The 24,133-nt window shown below is 41.5% G+C and carries 22 protein-coding genes, 1 rRNA gene and 1 riboswitch; of the genes, 3 read left to right on the top strand and 20 right to left on the bottom strand.

Features of this window, described 5'->3' with window-relative positions; all coding sequences use genetic code 11:
- From AN619_RS00955 to AN619_RS16420, 3 genes are all read right to left on the bottom strand, one after another.
- A 16S ribosomal RNA gene (locus AN619_RS00955) occupies window positions 1-66 on the bottom strand; the annotation flags it as partial.
- Window positions 67-464: 398 nt separating this feature from the next.
- A complete protein-coding gene (locus tag AN619_RS00950) occupies window positions 465-644 on the bottom strand; it encodes a hypothetical protein (RefSeq protein ID WP_068554174.1) in 180 nt (59 codons plus the stop codon).
- A 174-nt stretch (window positions 645-818) separates the two neighbouring features.
- The gene (locus tag AN619_RS16420) at window positions 819-947 is read right to left on the bottom strand and encodes a hypothetical protein (RefSeq protein WP_278279804.1); all 129 of its coding nucleotides are present in this window, start codon (window positions 945-947) and stop codon (window positions 819-821) included.
- Between the two features lie 204 nt (window positions 948-1,151).
- Between AN619_RS16420 and AN619_RS00945 the strand changes: the two genes are divergently transcribed.
- Window positions 1,152-1,331: an aspartyl-phosphate phosphatase Spo0E family protein gene (locus AN619_RS00945; RefSeq protein WP_068554173.1), complete on the top strand. Its 180-nt coding sequence runs from the start codon at window positions 1,152-1,154 to the stop codon at window positions 1,329-1,331.
- A 141-nt stretch (window positions 1,332-1,472) separates the two neighbouring features.
- Here AN619_RS00945 and AN619_RS00940 read toward each other — a convergent pair whose 3' ends face one another.
- The 13 genes from AN619_RS00940 to AN619_RS00875 all read right to left on the bottom strand — a co-directional run bounded on the left by AN619_RS00940 (window position 1,473) and on the right by AN619_RS00875 (window position 17,545).
- On the bottom strand, window positions 1,473-2,492 hold the full coding sequence (locus tag AN619_RS00940; protein ID WP_068554171.1) for a DUF6765 family protein: 1,020 nt from the start codon (window positions 2,490-2,492) through the stop codon (window positions 1,473-1,475).
- 228 nt (window positions 2,493-2,720) lie between these two features.
- Window positions 2,721-3,404: an anaerobic ribonucleoside-triphosphate reductase activating protein gene (locus AN619_RS00935; RefSeq protein ID WP_068554169.1), complete on the bottom strand. Its 684-nt coding sequence runs from the start codon at window positions 3,402-3,404 to the stop codon at window positions 2,721-2,723.
- A gap of 14 nt (window positions 3,405-3,418) precedes the next feature.
- Complete coding sequence (locus tag AN619_RS00930) at window positions 3,419-5,545, bottom strand: ribonucleoside triphosphate reductase (protein WP_068554167.1); 2,127 nt, start codon at window positions 5,543-5,545, stop codon at window positions 3,419-3,421.
- Window positions 5,546-5,763: 218 nt separating this feature from the next.
- On the bottom strand, window positions 5,764-6,414 hold the full coding sequence (pyrE, locus tag AN619_RS00925; protein WP_278279803.1) for an orotate phosphoribosyltransferase: 651 nt from the start codon (window positions 6,412-6,414) through the stop codon (window positions 5,764-5,766).
- A gap of 201 nt (window positions 6,415-6,615) precedes the next feature.
- A complete protein-coding gene (locus tag AN619_RS00920) occupies window positions 6,616-7,548 on the bottom strand; it encodes an ABC transporter permease (RefSeq protein ID WP_068554165.1) in 933 nt (310 codons plus the stop codon).
- Window positions 7,526-8,635 carry an ABC transporter permease gene (locus tag AN619_RS00915; RefSeq protein ID WP_330382000.1) on the bottom strand — a complete coding sequence of 370 codons (1,110 nt, stop codon included), beginning with the start codon at window positions 8,633-8,635 and terminating at the stop codon, window positions 7,526-7,528. The genes AN619_RS00920 and AN619_RS00915 overlap by 23 nt, the downstream gene beginning before the upstream one ends.
- Window positions 8,636-8,646: 11 nt before the next feature.
- On the bottom strand, window positions 8,647-10,158 hold the full coding sequence (locus AN619_RS00910) for an ABC transporter ATP-binding protein (RefSeq protein ID WP_068554163.1): 1,512 nt from the start codon (window positions 10,156-10,158) through the stop codon (window positions 8,647-8,649).
- Between the two features lie 79 nt (window positions 10,159-10,237).
- A complete protein-coding gene (locus tag AN619_RS00905) occupies window positions 10,238-11,350 on the bottom strand; it encodes a BMP family ABC transporter substrate-binding protein (protein ID WP_068554161.1) in 1,113 nt (370 codons plus the stop codon).
- Between the two features lie 33 nt (window positions 11,351-11,383).
- Window positions 11,384-11,953, bottom strand: coding sequence for a xanthine phosphoribosyltransferase (locus AN619_RS00900; RefSeq protein WP_068554160.1), 570 nt, complete (start codon window positions 11,951-11,953; stop codon window positions 11,384-11,386).
- A gap of 218 nt (window positions 11,954-12,171) precedes the next feature.
- Window positions 12,172-12,273, bottom strand: a riboswitch (purine riboswitch).
- Window positions 12,274-12,386: 113 nt separating this feature from the next.
- Complete coding sequence (locus tag AN619_RS00895; protein ID WP_068554158.1) at window positions 12,387-13,880, bottom strand: putative glycoside hydrolase; 1,494 nt, start codon at window positions 13,878-13,880, stop codon at window positions 12,387-12,389.
- 478 nt (window positions 13,881-14,358) lie between these two features.
- Window positions 14,359-14,544 carry a hypothetical protein gene (locus tag AN619_RS00890; RefSeq protein ID WP_068554156.1) on the bottom strand — a complete coding sequence of 62 codons (186 nt, stop codon included), beginning with the start codon at window positions 14,542-14,544 and terminating at the stop codon, window positions 14,359-14,361.
- Window positions 14,545-14,987: 443 nt separating this feature from the next.
- Entirely contained in the window at window positions 14,988-16,391 is a 1,404-nt protein-coding gene (locus AN619_RS00880; protein ID WP_068554152.1) for a L,D-transpeptidase, read from the bottom strand.
- Window positions 16,392-16,639: 248 nt separating this feature from the next.
- Window positions 16,640-17,545, bottom strand: a complete 906-nt coding sequence (locus AN619_RS00875; RefSeq protein ID WP_068554150.1) for a fumarylacetoacetate hydrolase family protein — start codon at window positions 17,543-17,545, stop codon at window positions 16,640-16,642.
- A gap of 140 nt (window positions 17,546-17,685) precedes the next feature.
- Between AN619_RS00875 and AN619_RS00870 the strand changes: the two genes are divergently transcribed.
- Both AN619_RS00870 and AN619_RS00865 read left to right on the top strand, forming a co-directional pair.
- Window positions 17,686-19,338: an MBL fold metallo-hydrolase RNA specificity domain-containing protein gene (locus AN619_RS00870; protein WP_068554148.1), complete on the top strand. Its 1,653-nt coding sequence runs from the start codon at window positions 17,686-17,688 to the stop codon at window positions 19,336-19,338.
- Window positions 19,335-20,183, top strand: a complete 849-nt coding sequence (locus AN619_RS00865) for a hypothetical protein (protein WP_068554146.1) — start codon at window positions 19,335-19,337, stop codon at window positions 20,181-20,183. The genes AN619_RS00870 and AN619_RS00865 overlap by 4 nt, the downstream gene beginning before the upstream one ends.
- Window positions 20,184-20,333: 150 nt before the next feature.
- Here AN619_RS00865 and bioA read toward each other — a convergent pair whose 3' ends face one another.
- The 4 genes from bioA to AN619_RS00845 form a co-directional block, all read right to left on the bottom strand.
- Window positions 20,334-21,674, bottom strand: coding sequence for an adenosylmethionine--8-amino-7-oxononanoate transaminase (bioA, locus tag AN619_RS00860; RefSeq protein WP_068554144.1), 1,341 nt, complete (start codon window positions 21,672-21,674; stop codon window positions 20,334-20,336).
- Window positions 21,671-22,411 carry a dethiobiotin synthase gene (gene bioD / locus AN619_RS00855; RefSeq protein ID WP_068554142.1) on the bottom strand — a complete coding sequence of 247 codons (741 nt, stop codon included), beginning with the start codon at window positions 22,409-22,411 and terminating at the stop codon, window positions 21,671-21,673. Before bioD ends, bioA begins: the two co-directional genes overlap by 4 nt.
- 146 nt (window positions 22,412-22,557) lie before the next feature.
- Entirely contained in the window at window positions 22,558-23,535 is a 978-nt protein-coding gene (bioB, locus tag AN619_RS00850) for a biotin synthase BioB (RefSeq protein WP_068554140.1), read from the bottom strand.
- Window positions 23,536-23,549: 14 nt separating this feature from the next.
- Complete coding sequence (locus AN619_RS00845; protein WP_068554138.1) at window positions 23,550-24,128, bottom strand: biotin transporter BioY; 579 nt, start codon at window positions 24,126-24,128, stop codon at window positions 23,550-23,552.
- Between the last annotated feature and the right edge of the window lie 5 nt (window positions 24,129-24,133).

Here is a 24,133-nt window from a genome sequence, read left to right as displayed (position 1 = left end):
CTCGACTTGCATGTGTTAGGCACGCCGCCAGCGTTCATCCTGAGCCAGGATCAAACTCTCAAATCAAATTCTTCCTTCTCTTTGCTTGCTGGCTTTCCTCTTACACTGTGTAGTTTTCAAAGACCAAATTAGGATAACGTTTTCAGCGTCAGCCCCTTGAGCTGACTTCTATTATACTACACCATTTTTAGATTTTTGTCAATTCCTTTTATGTTATATTTTATAATTGCAAAATTGAACTATAGAAAAGTTGTTTTCAGTTTAGATAAATATTATATCACACACATTCTGTTTTGTCAAAGGGTTTCTGAGAAAAAATTTAGAGCTGATCTCCAACCCCTTCTGTCGTAAGAACAAGTACCAATATACCACAATTTTAATGAAAAATCAATTGCTTTTTTATGTGTAAATTTTTCCTATTTATAAAAGTTTTTGTTAGGAAAAGATAGTCAAGATTCGATTTTTTAGCGATTCTTTTCCGGCTCATAAATATCTTCCTCATAATCAAACTCATATTTTTTTAGGGTAGCCTTATTGGTGAATCCATGCTGGTTTTGATTTTTTCTATATAAATTTTTTAGCCGGTCATGATCATCTTCCTCATAGTCAAAATCCCTTCGAAACAGGCTACTTTTCTTTTTCATCAAGGCATCCCTCCTTTTTGATAAATACATTTCTTACAATAAAATAAACTTGTGCATGTTTTTTCTCTTTCTTCTCTTTTTCAAACTTAGATGGTTAAACCATGCATTTTTTCATCACCTTGTATCCCATGGAGATATTATACTATGGTCAACCGTGCATTTAAAGGATTAAATCTAAACTTCTTGATAGCTATGGAAAAGGCCCTTCCCCTTCACATCCTCTGCAGTCTGAGTCTCTACAAAGACATTGCCTGTGGCGGATGAAAACAGCAGCACCATCAATAATGATATCCACTTCCTCATTCATCATTTCTCCCATTTTTGCATAATGTTTTTTATCATAAATATAATTCCTATGTCAATATCTTTTTGAAATATGATTTTTATAAATTCGACATTATTCTCCAAGATTGTTGAAATTTTTTCAATAAAATTACAGATAGTGCAGCAGGTAAAACTTTTTAACCCTTTACAGAAGATAAAGTTATTTGAAATGAGGGATGTGCGATGAATAATGACTATCTATCAAAAAAAGTAATTCAACTTGTCATCAGACTTACCAGAGAACGTCTTGAAAGGTTAATCGAAAAAAAGAAAGGAGACCTTTTGCATCCGGATGTAGTCAGTTTGAGTCAATTCCTAGATCGTTTGATCATGGAGTATGAAAAACTAAGCAATAACGAATAGTTTCTGTATTTTCCACAAACCTGCTGCACTTTTTTCCTTGACAAAAACGAACAGGAGCTCCCCTTAAGAGTTCCTGTGGCGATATTGTATTCATGTCATTGTTCATATGTTGTTTTTCTGCTTTTATACCTTTTCTCTGTCTTACGTGATGATGCCATACCTGGGCAGCAATTCATTCTTAACATAAAACTTATGCAAAGTCAAAGCATCATGAAAATACTTCCAGTCAGCGTGGGCAAAGCCATCCTTCTTATCATATTTCATATAAGCCTTATCAATCACTTCCACAGCTTCTCGAAACCATTCTCGATCATCATACCTTATTACGGAAGAAAAACCAAAGAAACCTTCCTTCAATTTTCTCTGCCATAGTTTTTCCCTTTCTTCCAGCCTTCCTACTACAGCAAAAACATTTCTGAACTTATTTTCCACACTTCTCCAATTCTTAGATGTATCTATAAAAATTTCAGGTTTTTTCTCCTTTACCTTTGTGGTTAAAAAATGGTAAACATGGGCAGCTGCATCCACCGTCCTGTCTAAGTTATTTATTTTTATAGCGTTCTTGGCTTGATATGGCCTGTAGCTCCATACTAGATAGGGTTCATCGGGACAGGTGTAGGCCTGGACGTGACCTATAGGAGGTACTAACCCAGAAATAACACTATTTCCAAATTCTTCTAATATGCCCTGTTTTCTATTCTCACACTTTAAGTCCTCTACTTCATTATGGTACTTCAACAGCCCATGAAAGTTCTGATGGGACCAGGTATCGGCATATGCATGCAATGCAATGCCCAGTCGATGCAGTCCATAAGGTTTTTCCAAAGTATTTAGAGTATCCTTCAGCATTTCCAATGCCGTCCTGCTATTTTGTCTGCAGCAAAGCTGCTCATGGAAATCTTTTCCCTCTATTCCCGGCAAAAAGTGGAAGGGCAAAAAGATTTCATATGCTACTTCTTTGCTAAATACATGTAAATCTAGAAACCGATGGGCAGACATCTGTTGCTTAAATCGTCCGCCGCTTTCAAATACCAATTCATGATTATACTTTGCGTCATCCGTATGTTGGGAAGCATAAGCAATGATTTTGCTGCATTCTGGTTTTATACCGGACAGCATGCATAATGCATATATGGCATAAAAATGGAAATCTACCTGCATTTTCACCCTCCTTTTGCCAATCATTCCACAAACATGCAACCCTCAAGTCGGTCACCCTCTGTCGGCAATGGTTGCCCAGCAATCATAAAAAAAGTATTCCATACAACAAAGGATATTCAATTGTAGGATTGTTCATTTTATCAATTCTTTCTATATCACTACTGTATGCTTTTTATAGCAAAATGCTGCCTTTCAGTATTATAAAAAAGAGAGCAGTTGTACCGCTCTCTATCGAATCCTGCATATATCAAACAATCCTTCTATCCTTTGCTTCACTGCCTCGAGGACTTCCCTATCATAAGGGGTGAATCGACCCTTTCCTTCCAATATGGTGTCCCCGTCTCTAAAATTCTGCAGATAGTATCGTTTACTTCCTTTAATTTCCTGTGCCATCGCTAGAATATCTTCTTCTAATAAAAGTTCCTTGCACACGGTTGTACGAAATTCATAGTCTACGTTTCCGTTCATAATCATATGAATGCTGCTTCGGATCTTTTCCGGATCTACGGGGACTTTCACTACAGTTTCATATTTCTCAAGGGGTGCTTTCAGATCCATGGCTACGTAGTCAATCCATTTTTCCTCCAGAAGCCTCTTCAAAAGAAAGGGATTCGTACCATTAGTATCCAGCTTTATCAAAAACCCCATTTCCTTTATTTTTTGAACAAATTCATACAAGTCAGGATATAAGGTAGGTTCTCCTCCTGAAATACATACACCGTCAATAAACTTTTTTCTTTTTTGCAGGAAGGAAAATATCTCCCTATCCTCAATGGCATTTCCTTCTCCCCGTACAATGGACCCATTGTGACAATATGGACATTTGAAATTACATCCGGCTGTAAAATACACCGTACAAATCTTATCCGGATAATCAATCAATGATGTTTTCTCCTGTCCAATGATATGCATGTCTCAACGCCCCTTTAGCTTATTTTCACTTCCTTATACCCTTCCACTGCCTCTAGGCTTACCTTATGGGAAAACTCCTCCCGATCTTTGTACTCCTCTTGTTTCCCTTTATTCCAGGATTGCACCGGCCTATGGAATCCCACAACCCTTGTCCAGACTTCTGCTTCTCTGTCACAATGAGGACAATAGAAATGTTCCCCGGCCAAATATCCATGATCCGGACAGATGGAGAAGGTCGGTGTAATGGTTACATAGGGAATACTGCTATTTTGGAAGATTTTCTTAATCAATGTCTTGCAGGTTTCTATGCTCTCAATTTCTTCTCCAATAAATCCATGAAGAACTGTTCCTCCTGTATAAAGGGATTGGAGTTTTTCCTGTTTCTCCACCGCTTCAAAGATATCTCTTGTATAATTTACGGGAAGCTGTGTCGAATTTGTATAATAGGGTTCATCTTTTCCTTGGGTGAAGATATTGGGATACATTTTCTTATCTAATCTGGCAAACCGATAGGATGCACCCTCTGCCGGGGACGCCTCAAGATTCCAAAGACTCCCCGTCTCTTCTTGGAAGATCTGAATGACACGGTTCATAAATTCCATAATCTCTACCGCAAAGGCATTGCCTTCTTCTGTAGTAATATCTACCCCCAAGAGGTTGATGCAAGCCTCATTCATGCCATTAATGCCAATCGTGGAGAAATGGTTTTTGAAATACTGACCTGTAGCATCCTTTACGCCTTGCAGATAATACCTGGAATACGGATACAACCCCGCATCCATATATTTTTCCAAAACTTCTCGTTTATTCTCGCAGATTTCCTTTGCAATTTCCATCAACTCTCGGACCTTGCGTTTAAACTCTTCCACGCTTTTGGACAGATAGCCGATTCTCGCCATATTCAAGGTGACAACATTGATAGAACCTGTTAATGGATTTGCCCCAAAAAGGCCGCCTCCCCTTTTCCGCAGCTCCCGGTTATCCAGCCTTAGGCGGCAACACATGGAACGGATATCTTCTGGTGATAAATCCGAATTTAAAAAGTTTGCAAAATAGGGAGTACCAAACTTTCTGGTCATTTCCATGATATTGTTGACCACTTCTGAATCCCATGGAAAGTCGTGGGTAATATTCACTGTAGGAATAGGAAAGCTAAAGGCCCTGCCTGCTCCATCCCCTTCCATCATTACTTCACAGAAAGCTTTGTTAAACATATCCATTTCCTTTTGGAATTCCTTATATGTCTTATCCATGGCTTTTCCGCCGATAATTACCGGCTGGTTTTTCAACAGAGGATGAGGGGTAATATCTAGGGTTACATTGGTAAAAGGCGTCTGAAAGCCCACCCGTGTAGGTACGTTCAAGTTAAATACAAACCGTTGTATTGCCTTTTTTACCTGTAGATAATCCAATCCGTCATAATAGATAAATGGTGCCAAGTATGTATCAAGACTGGATACGGCCTGCGCCCCCGCCGATTCTCCCTGAAGGGTATAAAGCAGATTTACCAGTTGCCCCAAAGCCGATTCAAAGTGCTTGGGAGGTTTTGATTCAACTTTTCCCTTTGCTCCTTTAAAGCCGTGTCGCAAAAAAGCTTCTAAATCCCAGCCGCAGCAGTAGGGTGCCAACAGACCAAGATCATGTATATGCAAATCGCCTCGAATATGGGCGTCCCTTAATTCCTTCCTATAAATTTTATTTAGCCAGTATTTTGTAGTGATGCTCTCTACGATATGGTTGTTCAGCCCTTGCAATGAAAATCCCATATTGGCATTTTCATTGACTCTCCAATCCTCTAAGTTTACATACTCTTCCACCATACGTTCCGCATCCATGAAAAGATTTCTTACTTCACGAATCTCCTCATGCTTTTTTCGATATAAAATATATGCCTTTGCCGTTTTGGCATGTCCTTCCTCAATCAATACTTTTTCCACGATATCTTGTATATCCTCTACCGATGGGATGCTGGCTGCGTAAGTTTCATTGACAATCTCAACCACCATCCTGGTTAATTTTTGGGCAATGACTTCATCTTTTCCCCCCACCGATTTGGCAGCTGCAAAAATGGCCGCTTTGATTTTGCTGCTATCAAAATCGACAATTTCGCCGTTCCTCTTTTGAATCTTTGTAACGGACATAATACCCCTCCTCTTGTGACGTAACTTTCCTCTCATACTATATATTGTATATTATGCACGATTTTGGACGGGTATGACAATAATCCTGTGGCCCCAATTCTTACGGATTTTGATATAATTCTACAGGTAGCTTCCATATACTCTCTCATTCTTAGAATTTAATTCTTCCTACTTTCTTTCCTTTTCATCGAAGTCCCTTCAATGATAAAAAGATACACCTATGGGTGTACCTTCTCCATTTCATTGAATACATAAGGATTTTTGCTCCATTTCTCTAATAAAGCCAATTCCTGTTCCTGAACAAATCCCATTTCCACGGCAATGGGAAGAAGCACCTGATAGCTTGTCAAAGTATGGTAGCTGATTTTTTCCCTTTGGAAGGCTTCCTCTGCCTGAGGAAACCCGTAGGTAAAAATAGCCACAACCCCCAAGACCCCTATGCCGGCTTCCCGCAATGCCTGCACCGTCTTCATAGAACTGCCGCCTGTAGATAATAAATCTTCAATGACTACGGCTTTTTGTCCCTTTTCCACCTTGCCCTCAATCTGATTGCCTTTGCCATGCCCCTTTGCACTGCTTCTCACATAAGCCATGGGCAAATTCATCTTTTGAGCAGTCCATGCCGCATGAGGTATACCTGCCGTGGCTGTCCCCACCAAAAGATCTGCCTCCGGATAATAAGTCCGAATGAGATCTGCGAATCCTTCGGCAATCATCTCCCGAATCGCTGGATAGCCCATGGTCAACCGATTATCACAGTAAATAGGAGACTTAATTCCTGATGCCCAAGTAAACAGGTTGTCTGTATTTCTCAAAGTTACAGCTTCAATTTCCAACAGCTTTTTCGCAATTTCCTTGCTCATATTCATTTTTATTCCTCCTTGTCAGCCTCACTGGACTTCCTTTAAAGGCGTTTTTATTTTGTTCATCGTAACACAATCCCAATAGATTGTCAATCTTCCTTGACCTGATATGAAATAAAGAGTTTTGCTGTGGATAAAAACGTCTTTTCTTTCATAATATCCACATTTTCACAGAACAATCCACCACTCTATTTTTCACTTCTATCATTATCTGTCTTCCCGATGATAGGCAATACCCAAGCCAGCCGGAGCAGCCGTATGGTGCTTTCCCTTTTTCGCCGAAATAAAGATCAATACGCCAACCGTAAAAAGGTAAGGAATCATCTTCATTAAAAAAGGAGAAACGGTAATACCCAAAGCCTGCACGCGGTATCCCAAAATATCCAACCCTCCAAAAATATAGGCTCCCAGCAAGGCCCTAGCGGGATCCCAAAGAGCAAAGATCACCAAGGCAACGGCAATCCATCCTCTTCCTGCCGTCATATTTTCCAACCATGAAGGGGCATAGGCTAGGGATAAATAGGCCCCACCCATTCCTGCAAGTAGCCCTCCCAAAAATACATGTACATACTGTATTCTTGCCACATAGATACCCGCCGCATCGGCAGCAGCAGGATTTTCTCCCACGGCCTTCAGCTTTAACCCCCAATTGGTGTGATACAAATAAATCCATACGACAATCACAAAAAGATAACTGATATAGACCAGAACATCCTGATGGAAAAGGATGGGTCCTAGGAGAGGAATATCCGACAACACCGGAACATCCATTTTGCTAAACTTTACAGGAGCAGGAATTCCAATCAATTTTTTTCCGATAAAACTGCTTAATCCCGTTCCAAAGATCGTGAGGGCCAGTCCACTCACTACCTGGCTGGCTTTCAGGGTGATAGTCAAAAATGCGTGTATAAGGGAAAGCATGCCGCCTGCCAGCATAGCTGCCAAAATTCCCAACCATGGATTCCCTGTCAGCACCGCAGCTTGAAAGCCGCATACGGCACCTACCAGCATCATTCCCTCTACCCCTAAGTTTAAATTTCCCGATTTTTCACAGAGAATCTCTCCTAGAGAAGCATAGAAAATAGGGGTTCCCGCCGTTACAGCCGCCGCCAGAATACTAATTGCTCCTTGATAATCCATGGACATCCCCCTCCCTTTTTGCAACTTTATTTTGGTAACATATGACCCTGTACCGGGTAAAAAATTCTCCACCCAGCACAAAGAAAAGGATGAGTCCTTGAAGCATCAAAGCCGTAGAAGCAGGCAGTCCACTGGTTTGTACTGCATAGCCTCCTACCAGCAGTCCTCCGAATAGAAAGGAAACACCCACAATGGCAATGGGATTCAACCTAGACAGCCAGGCAATAATAATGGCGCTGTAGCCATAACCTGGCGAAAGACCGGATTGGAGTCTATGGGTAATTCCTGCTACCTCCGTCATCCCTGCAACGCCTGCAATCCCCCCGCTGATGAATAAAGCCAGCAAAATATTCCATGTTACCTTCATGCCTGCATATCGAGCTGCCTCGCTATTTTCCCCAGCTACACGAATTTCATATCCCAAAATTGTATGATAAATAAATACATAGAGAATCCCGGCCAATAACAGGGCAATGATAATCCCCATATGAACCCTTGTCTTTCCAAAGGCAGGCAGAAAGGCGGTTTCACTAAATTCAGGGGTAATGGGGAAGTTAAAGCCATTGGGGTCCTTCCACGGACCGAATACCAGATAGTCTGTCCAAAGAATGCCTATATAGTTCATCATAAGGGTAGTAATGGTTTCATTTGTTCCCCACCATGCCCTTGCCACTGCCGGGACCAAAGCCCACACTGCACCTCCTGCAAACCCTCCCAACAGCATGAAGGGAATCAGCAAGTAGGCTGGTAAATATCCAAACTTTAAGGCAATGCCACTAGCTGCAATGGCACCTACATAGATTTGTCCCTCTGCTCCAATATTCCAAAGCTTCATGCGGAAAGCAACAGAAATACCCAAAGCAGCTAGAAGCAGGGGAATGGTCTTTACAATAGTTTCGTTAAATCCGTAGGCTGAACCGAAGACCCCTTCCGTCATGGTCCTATACACAGCCAAAGGTTCATGGCCTGTAAACTGCAAGAAGATGCCTCCCGTAACCATCGCCAAAAAAATTCCTACCATCCGGATTGCCGTTAAAATATAGGGATTATTTATCTCTCTTTTTTCGATTTTCAGCAATGATATCACTTCATTTCCTCCTAACTCACTTGCCCATGCAACATCATCATCCCGATCTCGTCAACGGAGGTTTCCTCCGGTTTTACCACGCCCACTACTTGTCCACTCTCCATCACAACAATCCGGTCAGACAATTCCATAATCTCATCCAAATCTTCCGAGATAAACAATACTGCACATCCTTTGTTTCTCTGCTCCAACAGCAGGTGATAGACAGCCTCCGTGGTGGCAATATCCAAGCCCCTTGCAGGATAAGCAGCTATCAATACTTTCGGTTCTTTTAGAATCTCCCTGCCCAGAAGAATTTTTTGGAGATTTCCTCCGGAAAGTACCCGGATAGGCCCATCCATATGGGCAACTTTTATGTCAAATTGACGGACTACTGCCTTGGCTTTTTCTTTGATTTTTTGCCTATGAATGAAAATACCTTGCCTTGCCTCCGGCTTTCTATAATCTTTTAAAATAAGATTCTCTGAAATATTCATATTCCCTACCAGACCCATGCCCAAGCGATCCTCGGGTACATAACTTAATCCCATATCGATGATCTCCCTTACGCTTCTTCCCTTTACTTCCTGGTGATAGATCTCAATGCTTCCTTCTTCAATTCGTCTTAGCCCCGCAATGGCTTCCGCCAGCTCTCTCTGACCGCTGCCGGATATACCCGCAATTCCAACAATTTCCCCCCTTTTCACTTCAAAACTCACATTTTTGACAGCAATAGTCCCCTTGTCCCCCTTAACGGTAAGCTCCTTCACCCGAAGTCCTGTTTCATTCTCCTGCCCAGGCTTTTTTATCCTCGGTTTTGCAATCTGCTGCCCTACCATCATCTCCGTCAACTGCTGTTCATTTACTCCTTGCTTCTGTACCGTTCCTACTTTTTTTCCCTTCCGGAGCACTGTAATGGTGTCAGCAATCTCCATAACCTCGCACATTTTATGGGTAATCATGACAATGCCGCAGCCCCGTTGTGCCATCTTTTTCAGAACGCCAAACAATTCTCTGGTTTCCTGGGGCGTCAATACAGCCGTGGGCTCATCCAATATCAATATATCTGCTCCCCTGTACAGGGCCTTTAGAATTTCCACTCTTTGTTTTTCTCCCACGGACATATGAAAGATATAATCCTCTGGATTCACCAGCAGTCCGTATTCTCGGGAAAATTTTAATATCTCCCCATGGATTCTCCCTCTGTTGAGAAATAGGGTATTGCTTCGCCCCAAGATAATATTTTCAGCTGCTGTTAAATTTTCCACCAGCTTAAAATGTTGATGAATCATTCCCACCTTGTTGGCAATAGCATCCTTCGGCGAACGCAGGGTTACCCTTTTCCCATGAATCATGATTTCTCCTTCATCCTGCCTGTATAAACCTGCCAATATATTCATCAACGTGGACTTTCCCGCTCCGTTTTCTCCCAGCAAGGCATGGATTTCTCCCGGCTTTAACTCAAAGTCGATTTTCTCATTGACATATATGCCTCCGAAATGCTTGCTGATGCCCTTCATATAGACCAAGCTTTCCCCTGTCATTGTCCTTCACCTCCATTGGAAAGCGGCACACAGGTTTTTTCCCTGTGTGCCATTTGTCCTCCCATTACTCTATGTCTTTCTACTTTGGAATCGTTCCCTCTACACCTTCCACAAACCAATCGAAGGAAAGCATTTCTTCATCGGTCATCTTTTGTCCGGCGGCCACCCTTACAGTTCCTGTTTGGTCTTTTATTTCACCTGTAAACACATCCCAAGTTCCCTCAAGAATTTCTTTTTCCTTTGCCGCCACCAAGGCCTTCGTCTCTGCATCCACCAAATCCGTCATCGGTGCCAGCTTCACTACGCCCGCCTTCATGTTTCCCCAGTATTTCTCAGACTTCCATCTTCCTTCTTTCACAGCTTTTACCGTCTCTACATAATATGGTCCCCAATTCCAAACAGGCGCCGTCAAATAGGCCTTTGGAGCAAATTGGCTCATATCTGTATTATAGCCGATAGAAAAGGCACCTTTTTCTTCCGCAGCCTGTTGCGGTCCCGGTGTATCTTGGTGCTGAGCAATAACATCAGCCCCTGCATCCAGCAGGCTTTTGGCTGCCTCTTTTTCTTTTGCCGGGTCATACCAAGTATTTGTCCAAACCACCTTGACCACTGCATCTGGATTTACAGACCTTACCCCTAGGGTAAAGGCATTGATTCCCCTAATTACCTCAGGAATGGGATAGGCTGCCACATAGCCGATTACATTGGTTTTGGTCTTTTTCCCAGCAACGATACCAGATAAATATCTCGGTTGATACATCCTTCCGAAATAAGTCCCTACATTTTCCGCTGTCTTATACCCGGAACAATGCAGAAAAACCACATCGGGATATTTTTGGGCCACATTTTGCACAGGATCCATATAGCCAAAACTTGTAGCAAATATGACTTTGTTTCCTTTCTCTACCAAATCCGTAAGGACTCTTTCTGCATCGGCTCCCTCCGGCACAGATTCGATATAAGTCGTTTCAATCTCCGGCATCTGAGATACCAAATACTCTCTTCCTTTGTCATGGGCATAGGACCAACCGGCATCTCCCACAGGACCTACATAGATAAAGGCTACCTTAAGTTTTTCTTCCTCACCCTGATTTGCAGCAGAATCATTCGATGATGTTTTGGGCACGCATCCTGCTATGATCATGGCTGCAGCAGTTAAGACACAAACAATCCATAGAAGTCGCTTTTTCATTTTTTCCTCTCCTTTTCTTTTCATTTGAAATGTTTACTTAAATATAATTTCATTGCCTTCCATACTTTCCACGACAGCAAGGGATTCTACCCTTATGCCCTGATCCCGGAGCAGTTTCCCTCCGCTTTGAAAACCTTTTTCAATGACAATTCCCACCCCTGCCAGATCAGCACCGCTTTTTTTGACAATTTGGACAAGACCTAAAGCTGCGTGGCCATAGGCAAGAAAATCATCAATAATTAATACCTTATCCTCCTTATTGAGGAATTTTTTGGCAACTTTAATGTCGTATACCGTTCCACGGGTAAAGGATTTCACCTGTTCCACATACACCTCCGTATCCATGGTGGCAGCTTTGGTCTTTTTGGCAAAAACCAAGGGAACACCTAAAACCGCAGCCGTTGACAAGGCTGGGGCAATCCCGGAAGCCTCTATGGTTATAACCTTGGTGATGCCTTCATCACAGAATCTGTTGGCCAATTCCCTGCCAATTTCCATGATAAAACCTGCATCGATTTGGTGATTGAGAAAAGAATCCACCTTCAAAATTGAGGATGAGATAATTTCTCCTTCTCGCTTGATTTTTTCTTTCAATGCATCCATAATTTCCCTCCAATGCAAATAGCAAAGTCTTCCGTTGGAAGATGTAAAGGAAGACTTTGTTGAAACCCATGACGGAAATCATGACTTATCCACAATTTATGAAAGTACATAATTTCCTATGTGTTATTATAAAAAAACCTAAAGTCTACCTTTTTCCTATGGTGAAAACGGTAAACCTTAGGCTTACACCGAAACAGCAAAGCAATCGCCTATGCTATATCCGAACATTTTTCACTCATAGTCCTACAATTTACGGTCGTAGGGTAGAAACTTTTGGGCCATATCCCCAAGATTATATGAGTTTTTATTCAGTTTAATAAACATATTTTATCTGCAACCCTTTCCCTTGTCAATCACATGATTCATTTTTGTTAAATTTTTTAGCATAATATAATTATTAAAGAATTAAGGTGGAGATTTTTCTCCACCTGTCTTATTTTCTTAAGGCTTCCTCAGAATATTTATTTCCCGCATTCCACAGCATAAACTCATCTATTCCGTTTTCCTCTAACGCCCTAATTTGGGCTTCCACTTCTTTAGGTCCATATTTGATATATCCCTTTACCCATGGTGCCGTAAAGTCCTGAATCCAAGGCCTGATGGTGGCGGGGGTCTGAATGTTCTTGTTCCTGTTTACAGAATCCTTGGCACAGTTATACACCGTTTCATAGGGATATGCATCGGGAACGGGCAAGCCATAAGTACCATTGGCATAATGGCTGGGATACATCATGGGAGACACATAGTCTACAATGTTGCTTACAGCCTCCCAGTATTGACCAAGGGCCATATCATCGGCTACAGATCCTACTAATCCATAGATATCGGCAGAAATATATGCCTGTTTCGGAGCCAGCTGTTCTCGGGCAAATTTTAAGTAATTTTGAATAGTTTCCGGCTTTGATTCTCCCCTTGTATTTCTATAATCCAATTCCTTGTCTAATTTTCCGCCATTCGATGCCGGAAAACGCACATAATCAAATTGTATTTCATTAAATCCCACATCCACAGCTTCCTTGGCAACCTCAATATTATAATTCCATAAATCACGATCATGGGCAGAAGCCCAGATCAAACCGTCACGATTTGTAAAAGGCTTTCCTGTGTTCCGGTAAACAATCGCCCTATCGGGATGATGTTTTGTATAGGTAGGATCTTTAAAGGATACAATCCTGGCTATAGCATAAATATTGTTGTCCTTTAATTTTTTCATAAATGCTTGAATATCTTTGATGGGAGCCTTTGCATTGGCATCGGGACTATACTTGTCCGCCGCCTTCGTTTGAAACAGCATATAGCCGTTATCATCTTTTACGTCAATCACAAAGGCATTAATCTTCGTCCTTTTTGACATTTCAATCAGTTCGTCCAACCGGCTGTTGGAGGCAGAATAAATAGTTACATAGATTCCTTTTACCTTTACCCTTGGATTGTTGGGATATTCATAGGTCTTGTTTTGGGGGGAGTAATCCAGCTTTTTTAACTCTTCACTCAACAATTCTGTTCGGTCTTTTACTGTAAAATCCGCTGCAATCCATCCCTCCTCTTCCCCTTTGGAACTGCTAAAACTAATCTTGTACCAAGTTGCATTATTTTCATCTATTTTCTCTTCTACAACTTTTACTGCCGTGCCCTTTATCAAGCTGTCCACAATGGCGGCATCCTTTTTGGCATCCTGCCGAATGTTCAATTTGCTTGCACTGATATAAACCACATCTTCATCCTTCGCCGGCGTTTCAGGCAGCTTCCCTTCTTGCCCCCCCTTCGGCTGTTCCGTTTCCTTATCTTCCCTATTGGAATCCTGAGAAACCTGCTGCTTTCCTGCCTTATCTGCGCTTGTCGGTGGTGACACCTGCCTGCTAAATGCAATAATGCCTACAATGGCTAGTGCGACCATTACCACTAATAGAACCTTGTTTTTGTTCATGAAGCCACCTCACCCTTTTTCTGTTTTTAACTTCATTATATCATGATTATATCATGGGGAAGCTAAAGACTCACTTAATTTCTTGCATGAAAATTTTACTATAATACTTTGGATAGCGAAATGCACCGCCCATCGGTTTTAAAGGAAAGACAAATCCCGCTAGGAACTGTAGCACCGATGGTTGCACCTTTGATGCTCTTGTTGCTAAATGAAAATGCACACACATCATACTTTGCAGCCATCCCTAAAGCCCCATACATTGATACAGAGAGCAAGGCGGGCGGGTTTTTATCCCTCCTGGGTGGAACTCCATCAGTGTGTAGATTGTAGGATCAGGGAGAGGGTTTGTTTCAATTTAGTAGGAATGGAAGGCCAATCGCAGCCCCATCGCATGAAGCTGCTGATTGTCAAGGAAGAGATAGGCTTTTGGATAATGCAATCGATAGAAAATAAATATAGCAGCTTTTTTCACCAGCTGCTATTTTCTTTCCTTCTTCAATAAGCCTTCATCTGCAAAATCATGAAGGAATTTTTTCTTCTTTGCCACATGCTTCATATATTCATTTGGATCAATGATGCCCTGGTCTTTCAAGCAGTCCATCAATTCAATAAATAACCGGCACAGTTCAACTAGATCCTTTCTTTCCTTACCTTCTTCCCTCATTCCAATAACACCCTTTATCAAATGGTATATACATCTGCAGCAATTCCATGATAGAGATAACAATGCTTTCTGTAATTTTAAATATACCTTTTTATGTAAGTTTTGTCAACAGCAACACACATCTTCTATGACAAGGTTTGTTGTTAAATTTTTATCGATGTCCGTTATTCCATTGGTTGTTGAAATGCATAATTTTAAAATTATTTTTTGAAATTTCATACTATTTTTTATATTGTATCATTTTTCGGTATGCATTGTCAATATTTGTACAATTTCTCCCATATATATCTTGGTATCTTGCAAAAATTACACAACGACATATCTTCCATTTCCATCTTTCGTGGATTTTCAGTGCCACAGCCCTTATCCATTTGCCTTGTCTTTTATCTGCTTTTTCTGCCAAAGGAAAAGCATCATAACAGATAACTTCTCCCTGATGCCCCCTACTCAATGACAATGACTGCACTGCTGCCAATCTCAATCCAGTTATATAAAAATTCTGCATGACTGGTATAGTTTCTTACACACTTATGGGATCTAGGCACCGTGCCAAGGGTAAAAAGATATTCCTTATGACCCGGATCAATGAGTTTTCCTTCCTTTTTCTCAAAGTCTACAGGTATACCATGGATATAGGCTCCCCCTGTAAATCGGATGGCATAGGGGGCATATCCGGCAATTTCCTTCGTGATATCATCCAGATACAAGAATTTTGGTTTCTTTTCTATGGCCATATAATAGCCCAAGGGTGTTTCAAATTTATATTTCTCCTTTGCCCCTGTTGTAGCCAAGGTGTAGGATATCAGATGCCATTGCCCGTCCTTGTATTCAAACACCCCTTGATTTTGATTTTTTCGATCTACTACGATTACCTGCCTCAATTGTTTAAGAGAATTCTTTAAGGAAACATATTTCTTAGGAATCCAATATTGACCTTCAAAGTTTGGAGTAGCAACTTTATAAAATTTTTTGTTTTCCTCCAATATCGTTAGGAGAGTCCCATCGGGTATATACAGAAAATCTGCATTAACATCCGGTGCCAAATATGCCGGTGCACTCTGATGCCTTAAAGTCCCGTAATGGTCCTCATTTTTTCCCTTATATGCAGGGGCCAGTCCGTTTCTATTCTTATAATTAGATACAAAAGCCGTTTTCCCATTCTCTACTTCCTGCTTTAGGCGTTGAATCACCTGCTCCATCTTATGAAACTGAAATTCCCTGGGCTCTCCCAAAGCCCCGAACACATAACCCTGCTTGACCTCTTCTCCTTCCCTCCAATATACTTTATACCACAGATCAGATTTATACTTCTTCAAGAACTCTCCCCTTACAGCTTCTGCCAGGTTCAACTTTTCAAAGATCAAGGCCTTTCTCAGCACTTTTGCACCGGTATGGGGAAGTTCCCGAATGTTAATGTTCGATCCCCACACGAGAAAATAGTTATAGGCCATGGGATACTGATCGTAAGCCAGGTTTTTATGAATTGTTTCCGGCAGTTGAGTTTCAAACTTTTGGATAGTGACATAAATGCCGGCAGCAGCACTTTCGGCTCTATGGATTTGCTGCTCCACTGCTTCCTGAGGCAGAAGCTGTTCCTCCTCCGTTTTGTTTTGGCTTTCTGCCCGGTCCGTTATATTTTCATCATCTTGGATATCAATGTCATTGATGTTTTCCTCCACGTCATCTTCTTGCGATATATCATTCTCCCCTTGATTTTCAGAGTTTATTATAGTCTCCTCTTGTACAGCAGGAGGCGGATCTGTCGGTTCAGCCTTGCTGATCACCACTTCCATTTTACATCCTGTGAATATTAACATTAGAATCAAGAACCATATTCCTTTCTTCATTATCTACACCTCCTGGGAAGTCTCCTCATAGATGATTATTCATTTGATACCCAAAATATGAATACGCTACTCTTGCCTCATCCTATTAATTTGCCCCAAATCTTCTATAATATACATGGAAATGAAGATCTTTCCATATGGATATATAAACAAAAAAAGAGATACAAATGAATGGCCTTGCATCTCCTACTTATGGGTGATTTGTGGCATCCTCTCATTAATTTTTCTTACCGATAGAATTTAAAGGTTTATTTGACAATATTGGTGAGAGTTCCGATTTTTTCAATGCTACATTTGACTACGTCTCCCCGATTTAAAAATTTGAAAGGCCAAAAACCCATGCCTACCCCTGCCGGTGTTCCTGTAGCAATAATATCTCCTGGCTTTAAGGTAATTCCCTTGGATAAATCGTGTATGATATAAGGAATGTCAAAAATCAAATAGCGTGTATTGGAATTTTGCCGCAGTTCATCATTTACATGGCAGGTAATATTCAATTCTACGGGAAAGGGGATAACGCTTTTATGCACCAGATAAGGCCCCATGGGACAAAAAGTATCTAAACTCTTTCCCTTATGCCATTGGCCATGGAGTTTTTGCAGTCTTCGTTCACTGATGTCATTCAGGATTGTATAGCCAAAAATATATGCTTCTGCTGCCTCCAGCGGAATATTTTTCCCCTCTTTTCCGATGACTACGGCCAATTCCGCCTCATAATCCAGCTTTTCCACAATGCCGGGATGGCTGTCAATAAAATCGCCATCCCCTATCGCCGGGAAAGCCACTTTGCTAAAATAAATGGGGGCCTTTGGAATTTCATCCTCATCTCCCAATACAGTTCCTACTTCTTTGGCATGATCCAAATAATTTTTCCCTAAACAGAATACATCTCTCCTAGGATAGGGAATGGGTGCACAAATCTTTGCATTTTTTCGGTCAATGCCCTCATAATCCATACTCCCCGATGCTATCATAGAAAAAAGTTTTTCCTGCATCTCCTCCGTAAAACTTTCTATCAGCTCCAGCATCGTTTCAGGATAGTTTTTTATATTTTCCCCCTGAAAGAATTTGTCCAACGGAATGATTCGCTCTTTCTTTTGGTCTAAAACCCCTATCCGTTCCCTATCCAACACTTTATAAGTTACAAAATACATTCTCATTCCTCCTCCCATGAATCGTCTTTATTTTCTTCTATAGATATTATAGGAATTCCTTTTTTACAGAGGAATTTTACTGCGTTTTATGGAATATTAAAACAAAGATATAAATTTTAGAGGTGAAGGAGTTGTAAATCATGAAAATCACATTTTTAGGTGCTGCCAATTTGGTGACAGGTTCCAATTATCTCATCACCACCGACACCCATAAGATATTGCTTGATTGTGGGCAATTTCAGGGCGGAAAGGAAATAGAAAAATTAAACAGCCTCCCCTTTGCCTTTCATCCTTCAGAAATTGATTTTCTCATATTAAGCCATGCCCATATTGACCATAGCGGAAGAATCCCTAAGCTCGTCAAAGAGGGTTTTCGGGGCAGAATCATCTGTACCCATGCAACAGCCGATTTGGCAGGCATCCTTTTAAAAGACAGCGGGCATATCCATGAGATGGAGGCCACTTGGGAAAACAGAAAAAGAATGAGAGCAGGTTTAGATCCTGTAGAACCTTTGTATCGTGTAGAAGATGCAGAAAACAGCATGCAGTATTTCGATCCCATCCTATATCATCAAAAAATCGATCTAACCGATACCATCCGCCTTCGTTTCCAAGATGCAGGCCATATCCTGGGATCTTCCATTGTAGAACTTTGGATTCAAGAGGGAAATGAGGAAATAAAAATTGTCTTTTCGGGAGATTTGGGTTCTAAAAACAGACCTTTACTGCGTAATCCATCCTATATTGAGGAAGCGGATTATTTAATCATTGAATCCACCTATGGCAATCGCCTCCATGAAGAACCGGAAAAAAGGGCAACCAAACTGATAGATATCATCACCAAAACCATTAGCCGGGGTGGAACTGTTGTAATTCCTTCCTTTGCCGTAGGCAGAACCCAAGAGTTAATCTACGAGTTGAACAAATATTATGATAACAGAGAAAAGTTTCATGATTTCCTGCGAGTACCGGTTTATGTGGACAGTCCTCTTGCCATCTCAGCCACAGAAATTTTTAAAAAAAATGCCGACTGTTTTGATGAAGAAACCCGTCAATATATCATGAAGGGAGATAATCCTCTGGATTTCTACAACCTCCATTTCACAAAAACTGCTGAAGAATCCAGACTATTAAACGCTTCCGAGGAACCGAAAATCATCATTTCCGCCAGCGGCATGTGTGAAGCAGGAAGAATCAAACATCATCTAAAACACTACTTATGGAAGAAAAGCTCCAGCATTATCTTTGTAGGCTACCAAGCGAAGGGAACCCTAGGAAGAATAATCAAAGACGGCGCCCAGACAGTAAAAATATTTGGCGAGAAGATTGCCGTCCGGGCTGAAATCCATGACATCGAAGGTTTTTCCGGTCATGCGGATATGGAAGAGCTGTTGGATTGGATGAGAGGATTCAAAAAAATACCAAAGAAAATTTTTGTGGTCCATGGTGAGCAGGAGGCGACGACCCATTTTGCCCGGCACATTCGAAAAGAATTTTCGTCGGAAGTCATAGTCCCGAACTTATATGAAAGTTTTGAGCTGGATGGCTATGAAATCTCCCATCCTTCCTTGGTACCAAAAATTGCCCAGGAACAAGCAATCATACTGGAAGAAAATGCAAAAAACCTACTCCAGGACTTAACCTTGGCTGTAGACCGAACCCGCCAGCTTCTCCACGCCGGTCTGTCAGAAAAGGACTACGAAATTGTGAAAAACAAGCTGATCCGTTTGGAAAAGGAAATTATTGATCTCAACATGCTTCTCAGCGATAAAAAGGAAAGAAAAATTCAATGAAAAAAAGATTTTTTCTAGCTTTTCTTGTCCTTTTCGTTGCATTTTGTTACCGATTGGGATTTCCCTTCTGGAATACCTTAAAAAGTTATGGAATCATGCCCATTTACGATCTATATATGGTAAAAAACAGCCTTTTGCACCAAAAAGGCATCGGCTTCTTTATCCCCGGCGGTATGAAAACAAAACAGAAAGACTGGTATCCCTATATGCTCCACCATCATGCCGGCGATGCCTTTTCCCATTATATGGGCAGACAGGTTTCTTTAGATATTTTGTATTCCTTTGGTCATTTTGACTTTTGGAAAGGCAGCTCCAGCTTTTATAATATGGATTCCCCATATTATGGTGCCTTCTATGGCGGATATGCAGTCTTTCCTCAAGATCAAAACTGGATATATGGTTTTGATGAAGATGGAAACATTGATATGGAAGAAATCAAGAAAGTACCCATGTTTGATCAGACCTATCTGGTATTGCCATCGATAGGCCTCCCCACAGGCAAAGGGATATTCCGTACAAAGATCAAAAATATCCGATATGGTCAGAGCTATATGAGGGAAAAAGACTGGGTACGCATCGACGCCGAGATTGAAACCAACGCCCCTACCCATCAAGCTGCCAGGACAAACTACCCGGGCTATGTCCAATATGGCAAGCCCCACAACAGCTATTATCAAGGACAAGATTATCCCATCATTTCCTTAAAGGGACGAATCTATGTAAAATATTTTGAGGAATACCAAGGCACCTTCTTTTTATACGTTATGGCTCGGGATGAAAAAATTTTAGATGAATGCGATCAGAATTTCCTTTCCCATGCTTTCATTGGCATGGCAGGCACGTGATCCCATGGGGAGTTCCTATAAAAAAATCCCGGCTGTTCTTGCAGGTTTGGGTTTATAGGGATAAATCCTTGCAGATTTGGCTTTCCTGCCCAGATCTGTCCCAGATCTGGGCTCCTTTTCTAAATAAAACACGAGAGGATCTTTTCATAATTATCCTAAGTACTCTGTGATGGCTTTTTCTGCCGTACCAATCATCAAATCAATATCCTTCTCATCTATCACATAGGGGGGCATAAAATAGATTATATTCCCGAGGGGTCTTAATAAAACCCCGTACCTTAAAGCAATTTTATAAATCTCATATCCTACCCTCTGCTTCCAATCAAAACCTTCCTTAGTTCTTTTATCTTTCACCAGTTCAATGGCACCCACCATCCCCAGCTGCCGGAACTCTCCCACATGGGGATATTCCAAGAGTCCCTCCATTCTTGATCGAATCATGCAGCTGGTCCTTTGATTTCTCTCTAAAATATTTTCATCCTCAAAAATTCGAAGGGATTCACAGGCAATAGCACATCCAATAGGATTTCCCGTGTAGCTGTGGCTATGCATAAAAGCCTTTAGATGAATATAATCATCATAAAAAGCATCATAAATCTCATCTGTCACCAAAGTTAAGGATAAGGGCATGTACCCGGCCGTTAATCCTTTGGACAGACACATGATATCCGGCGATATACCTGCATGCTCACAGGCAAACATTGTTCCCGTCCTTCCAAAACCCACAGCAATTTCATCGGCAATGAAGTGTATATCATAATCATCACAAAGTTTTCTCAGCTTTTTCAGATATATGGCGGGATAGATTTTCATCCCTGCAGCCCCTTGAATCATCGGTTCAATGAGAATACCGGCGATCTCTTCATGATGTTCCACCACAATTTTCTCCATATGCTCGAAGCAGTCTCCCCTGCAAGTTTCCCTCGTTTCTTGGTATGGACACCGATAGCAATCGGGGCCCTTTACTTTAAAGGTCTTCATCAACAAAGGTTTATAGATTTCGTTATATAAATCAATATCTCCCGCAGAAAGAGCTCCTAGGGTCTCCCCATGGTACGCTTCAGAGATGGCCACAAACCTTGTCTTTTTTTTCTTGCCCGTCTGCTGATAATATTGAAAGCTCAACTTCAAGGCAACTTCCACGGCAGAGGACCCGTTGTCAGCAAAGAAAACTTTGTTCAATCCTTTTGGCGTAATGTTTATAATTCTTTCAGCCAGTTCAATGGCAGGTTTATGAGAAAAATTTGCGAAAATGGCATGTTCCAGTTTGCCTACTTGTTCCGCAATGACTTTATTAATCCGTTTGTTGCTATGTCCAAACAGGTTTACCCACCAAGAAGATACAGCATCTAGATAGCGTTTTCCCTCTACGTCATAGAGATAGGGGCCCTCCCCTCTTTCCAAAACAATAGGGGGAAAGGTTTCATAATCTTTCATCTGGGAACAAGGGTGCCAGATGTATTTTAGGTCTTTTTGCTGCAATTCCTTCATTTTCTACCACATCCTTTTGTTTCCTTCATCATTTTCAGAAAAACTTTCATATCTATCTTTCTTTCAAATTCTTCTCGGAGATTACCGAAAGCTCCTTTTTCTACATCAATACCCTGCAGTCTATTGATCACCCCGATAACAGGAACTCCGGTAAGGTCTTGGATAACCTGCATATTATCTTTCTCAGCGATTTTCCCCGTATAGCCGTTCATAATGATTCCTTTTACTTCCAACCCCATGTGTTGCCCATATTTCACTGTCAAAACCGTATGGTTGATGGTTCCCACGCCAGTTCTTGCTACCACCACCACGGGTAGATCCAGGTCCTTAACCAGATGATGCACCATATAGTTTGGATTAATCAGTGGAACAATCAACCCCCCACTCCCTTCTACGATAACATAATCATATTGATTACATAGCGCCTGATATTTTTCCAAGATCACAGATTTCTCCAGTTTTAACCCCTCCAAACGGGCCGCCAAGTGAGGGGATACAGGTGTTTTTAAACAATATCCGCAGATGTTCTCCTGTACCTCTTCCCATTGGGATACCTCCTTTACAAATCGAGCATCAGATGAAACCAGCTTCTCCTCCCATTGGATCCCACCGCTCTGGACAGCTTTAAAACTTGCAGCATGATATCCGTTTTTTCTGAGCAGATAAACCAATCCTGCCGTAACCACAGTTTTCCCCACATCCGTATCCGTTCCCACAATAAAAATCCCTTTGGCCATCCTTGCACCTCTTTCCCTTCAAATTAAATTCTATCCAATATTGTCTATACTGTCCCCAGCCAAATTTTCTTTGCTGAAAATATCTTTTGAAAATAGGGATATTCGAAAAAACACATGGCTTGGAAAATGCCATGTGTTTTCAAATACTATAACTCAAACCCCTCACATCGGACCATGTTGATATCATCCTCTATTTTGCTTCCGATCGTCGTCAGATAGTTTCCTACCAGGGCAGCATTCACTCCTGCCCTAAAACCGATGTTTTGAAGCTCTCCCAAGATCATCCTTCCACCGGCATAGCGGATATAGCAGTCGGGAATCACAAATCGATAAAGGGCCATTGTCTTTAAAGCTTCAATGGGGGATAGGGTCTCAAGATCCCCCAAGGGTGTACCCGGAATAGGGTTGAGAATATTGATGGGGATCGATTTAACTCCCAATTGGCTGATCTCAAAGGCCATCTTCACACGATCTTCTACAGATTCACCCATCCCTATAATCCCGCCACAGCACAACTCCATCCCCGCTCTTTGCACATTGCGGATAGTATCTATACGATCCTCATAAGCATGGGTCGTGCAAATTTCTCCATAGTAATCCCTGCTGGTTTCCACATTGTGATGATACATGCTTACCCCGGCCTCCTTCAGCTTCATAGCCTGCTCATAGGATATAATGCCGTGGGAGGCACAGATCTTGAGACGGGTCTCCTTACGTAATCGGTGATACATTTCCAACAGCTTCTCAAATTCCTCCCCATCTACACCTCTTCCGCTGGTCACAAGGGAAAATCGATGGGCTCCTTCCCTTTCCATTTCCTTTGCCCTCTCTATCACCTGCTCATAATCTACCAGATCATACTCTTGAATTCCTGTATGATAATGCCCTGACTGGGCGCAATATTTGCAATCTTCAGAGCATTTGCCGGATTTGGCATTCATAATAGTACACAAATCTGCTCGATTTCCTGCAAATTTTTTCCGTATTTCATTGGCCCCTGCATATAGAGCCTCCAAGGATTCCATATCTCCTTCTTCAATGGAAATTAACTTCATAGCTTCCTCAAAGGTAATCTTTTCCCCGTTCAGAACCTTCTCCTTTATCTCATGGATCAATTGCATCATCGTTTTTTCGCCCCTTAATTTTGTTTAACATCTACATAGCCTGCCCGCCTTAAACTAGGAATCACTTTCACAGAGGTGAAGGCAATGAGGGCACTTAAGCAGAGATCCGGTAAAATGTAAGGCGTAAATCCTGCGGCCAATGCGGCTCCAAAGGACATGGACTTACCCAAATACTGATTTACAATGAGATACAGATAAGGTACGCCTATTCCATATATGACCATTAAACCTGCCACCACAGGCAAGAATACCTTCATAAACTTTACTTCTTTCAAATTCTCCGTAAATTTCCCTATAATCCATGCACAGAAAATAAATCCCAGCAAATATCCAAAAGTAGGCTGAAATACATAGGACGGCCCGCCACCTTTTGTAAAGACAGGAACCCCCATTAGTCCAATTCCTACATAAAGCAATTGGGAATACAGTCCTAATCTGGCACCCAGCAAAGTACCAGCAAAGGCACAGAAAAGAAATTGAAGGGTAAAAGGTACCAGGGGATTAAATGGATTATAGATTTTAATAAATGCACCAATGGCTGTCAGGGCTGCAAAAAGAGCTATCAGGATCATGTCTCGCGTTTTTAATTTCATCTTTT

It is taken from the genome of Thermotalea metallivorans (assembly GCF_001562415.1).
Classification (GTDB): domain Bacteria; phylum Bacillota; class Clostridia; order Peptostreptococcales; family Thermotaleaceae; genus Thermotalea; species Thermotalea metallivorans.
Note: the sequence above shows the minus strand (reverse complement) of the source record. Positions and strands in the feature narration are given on the sequence as shown.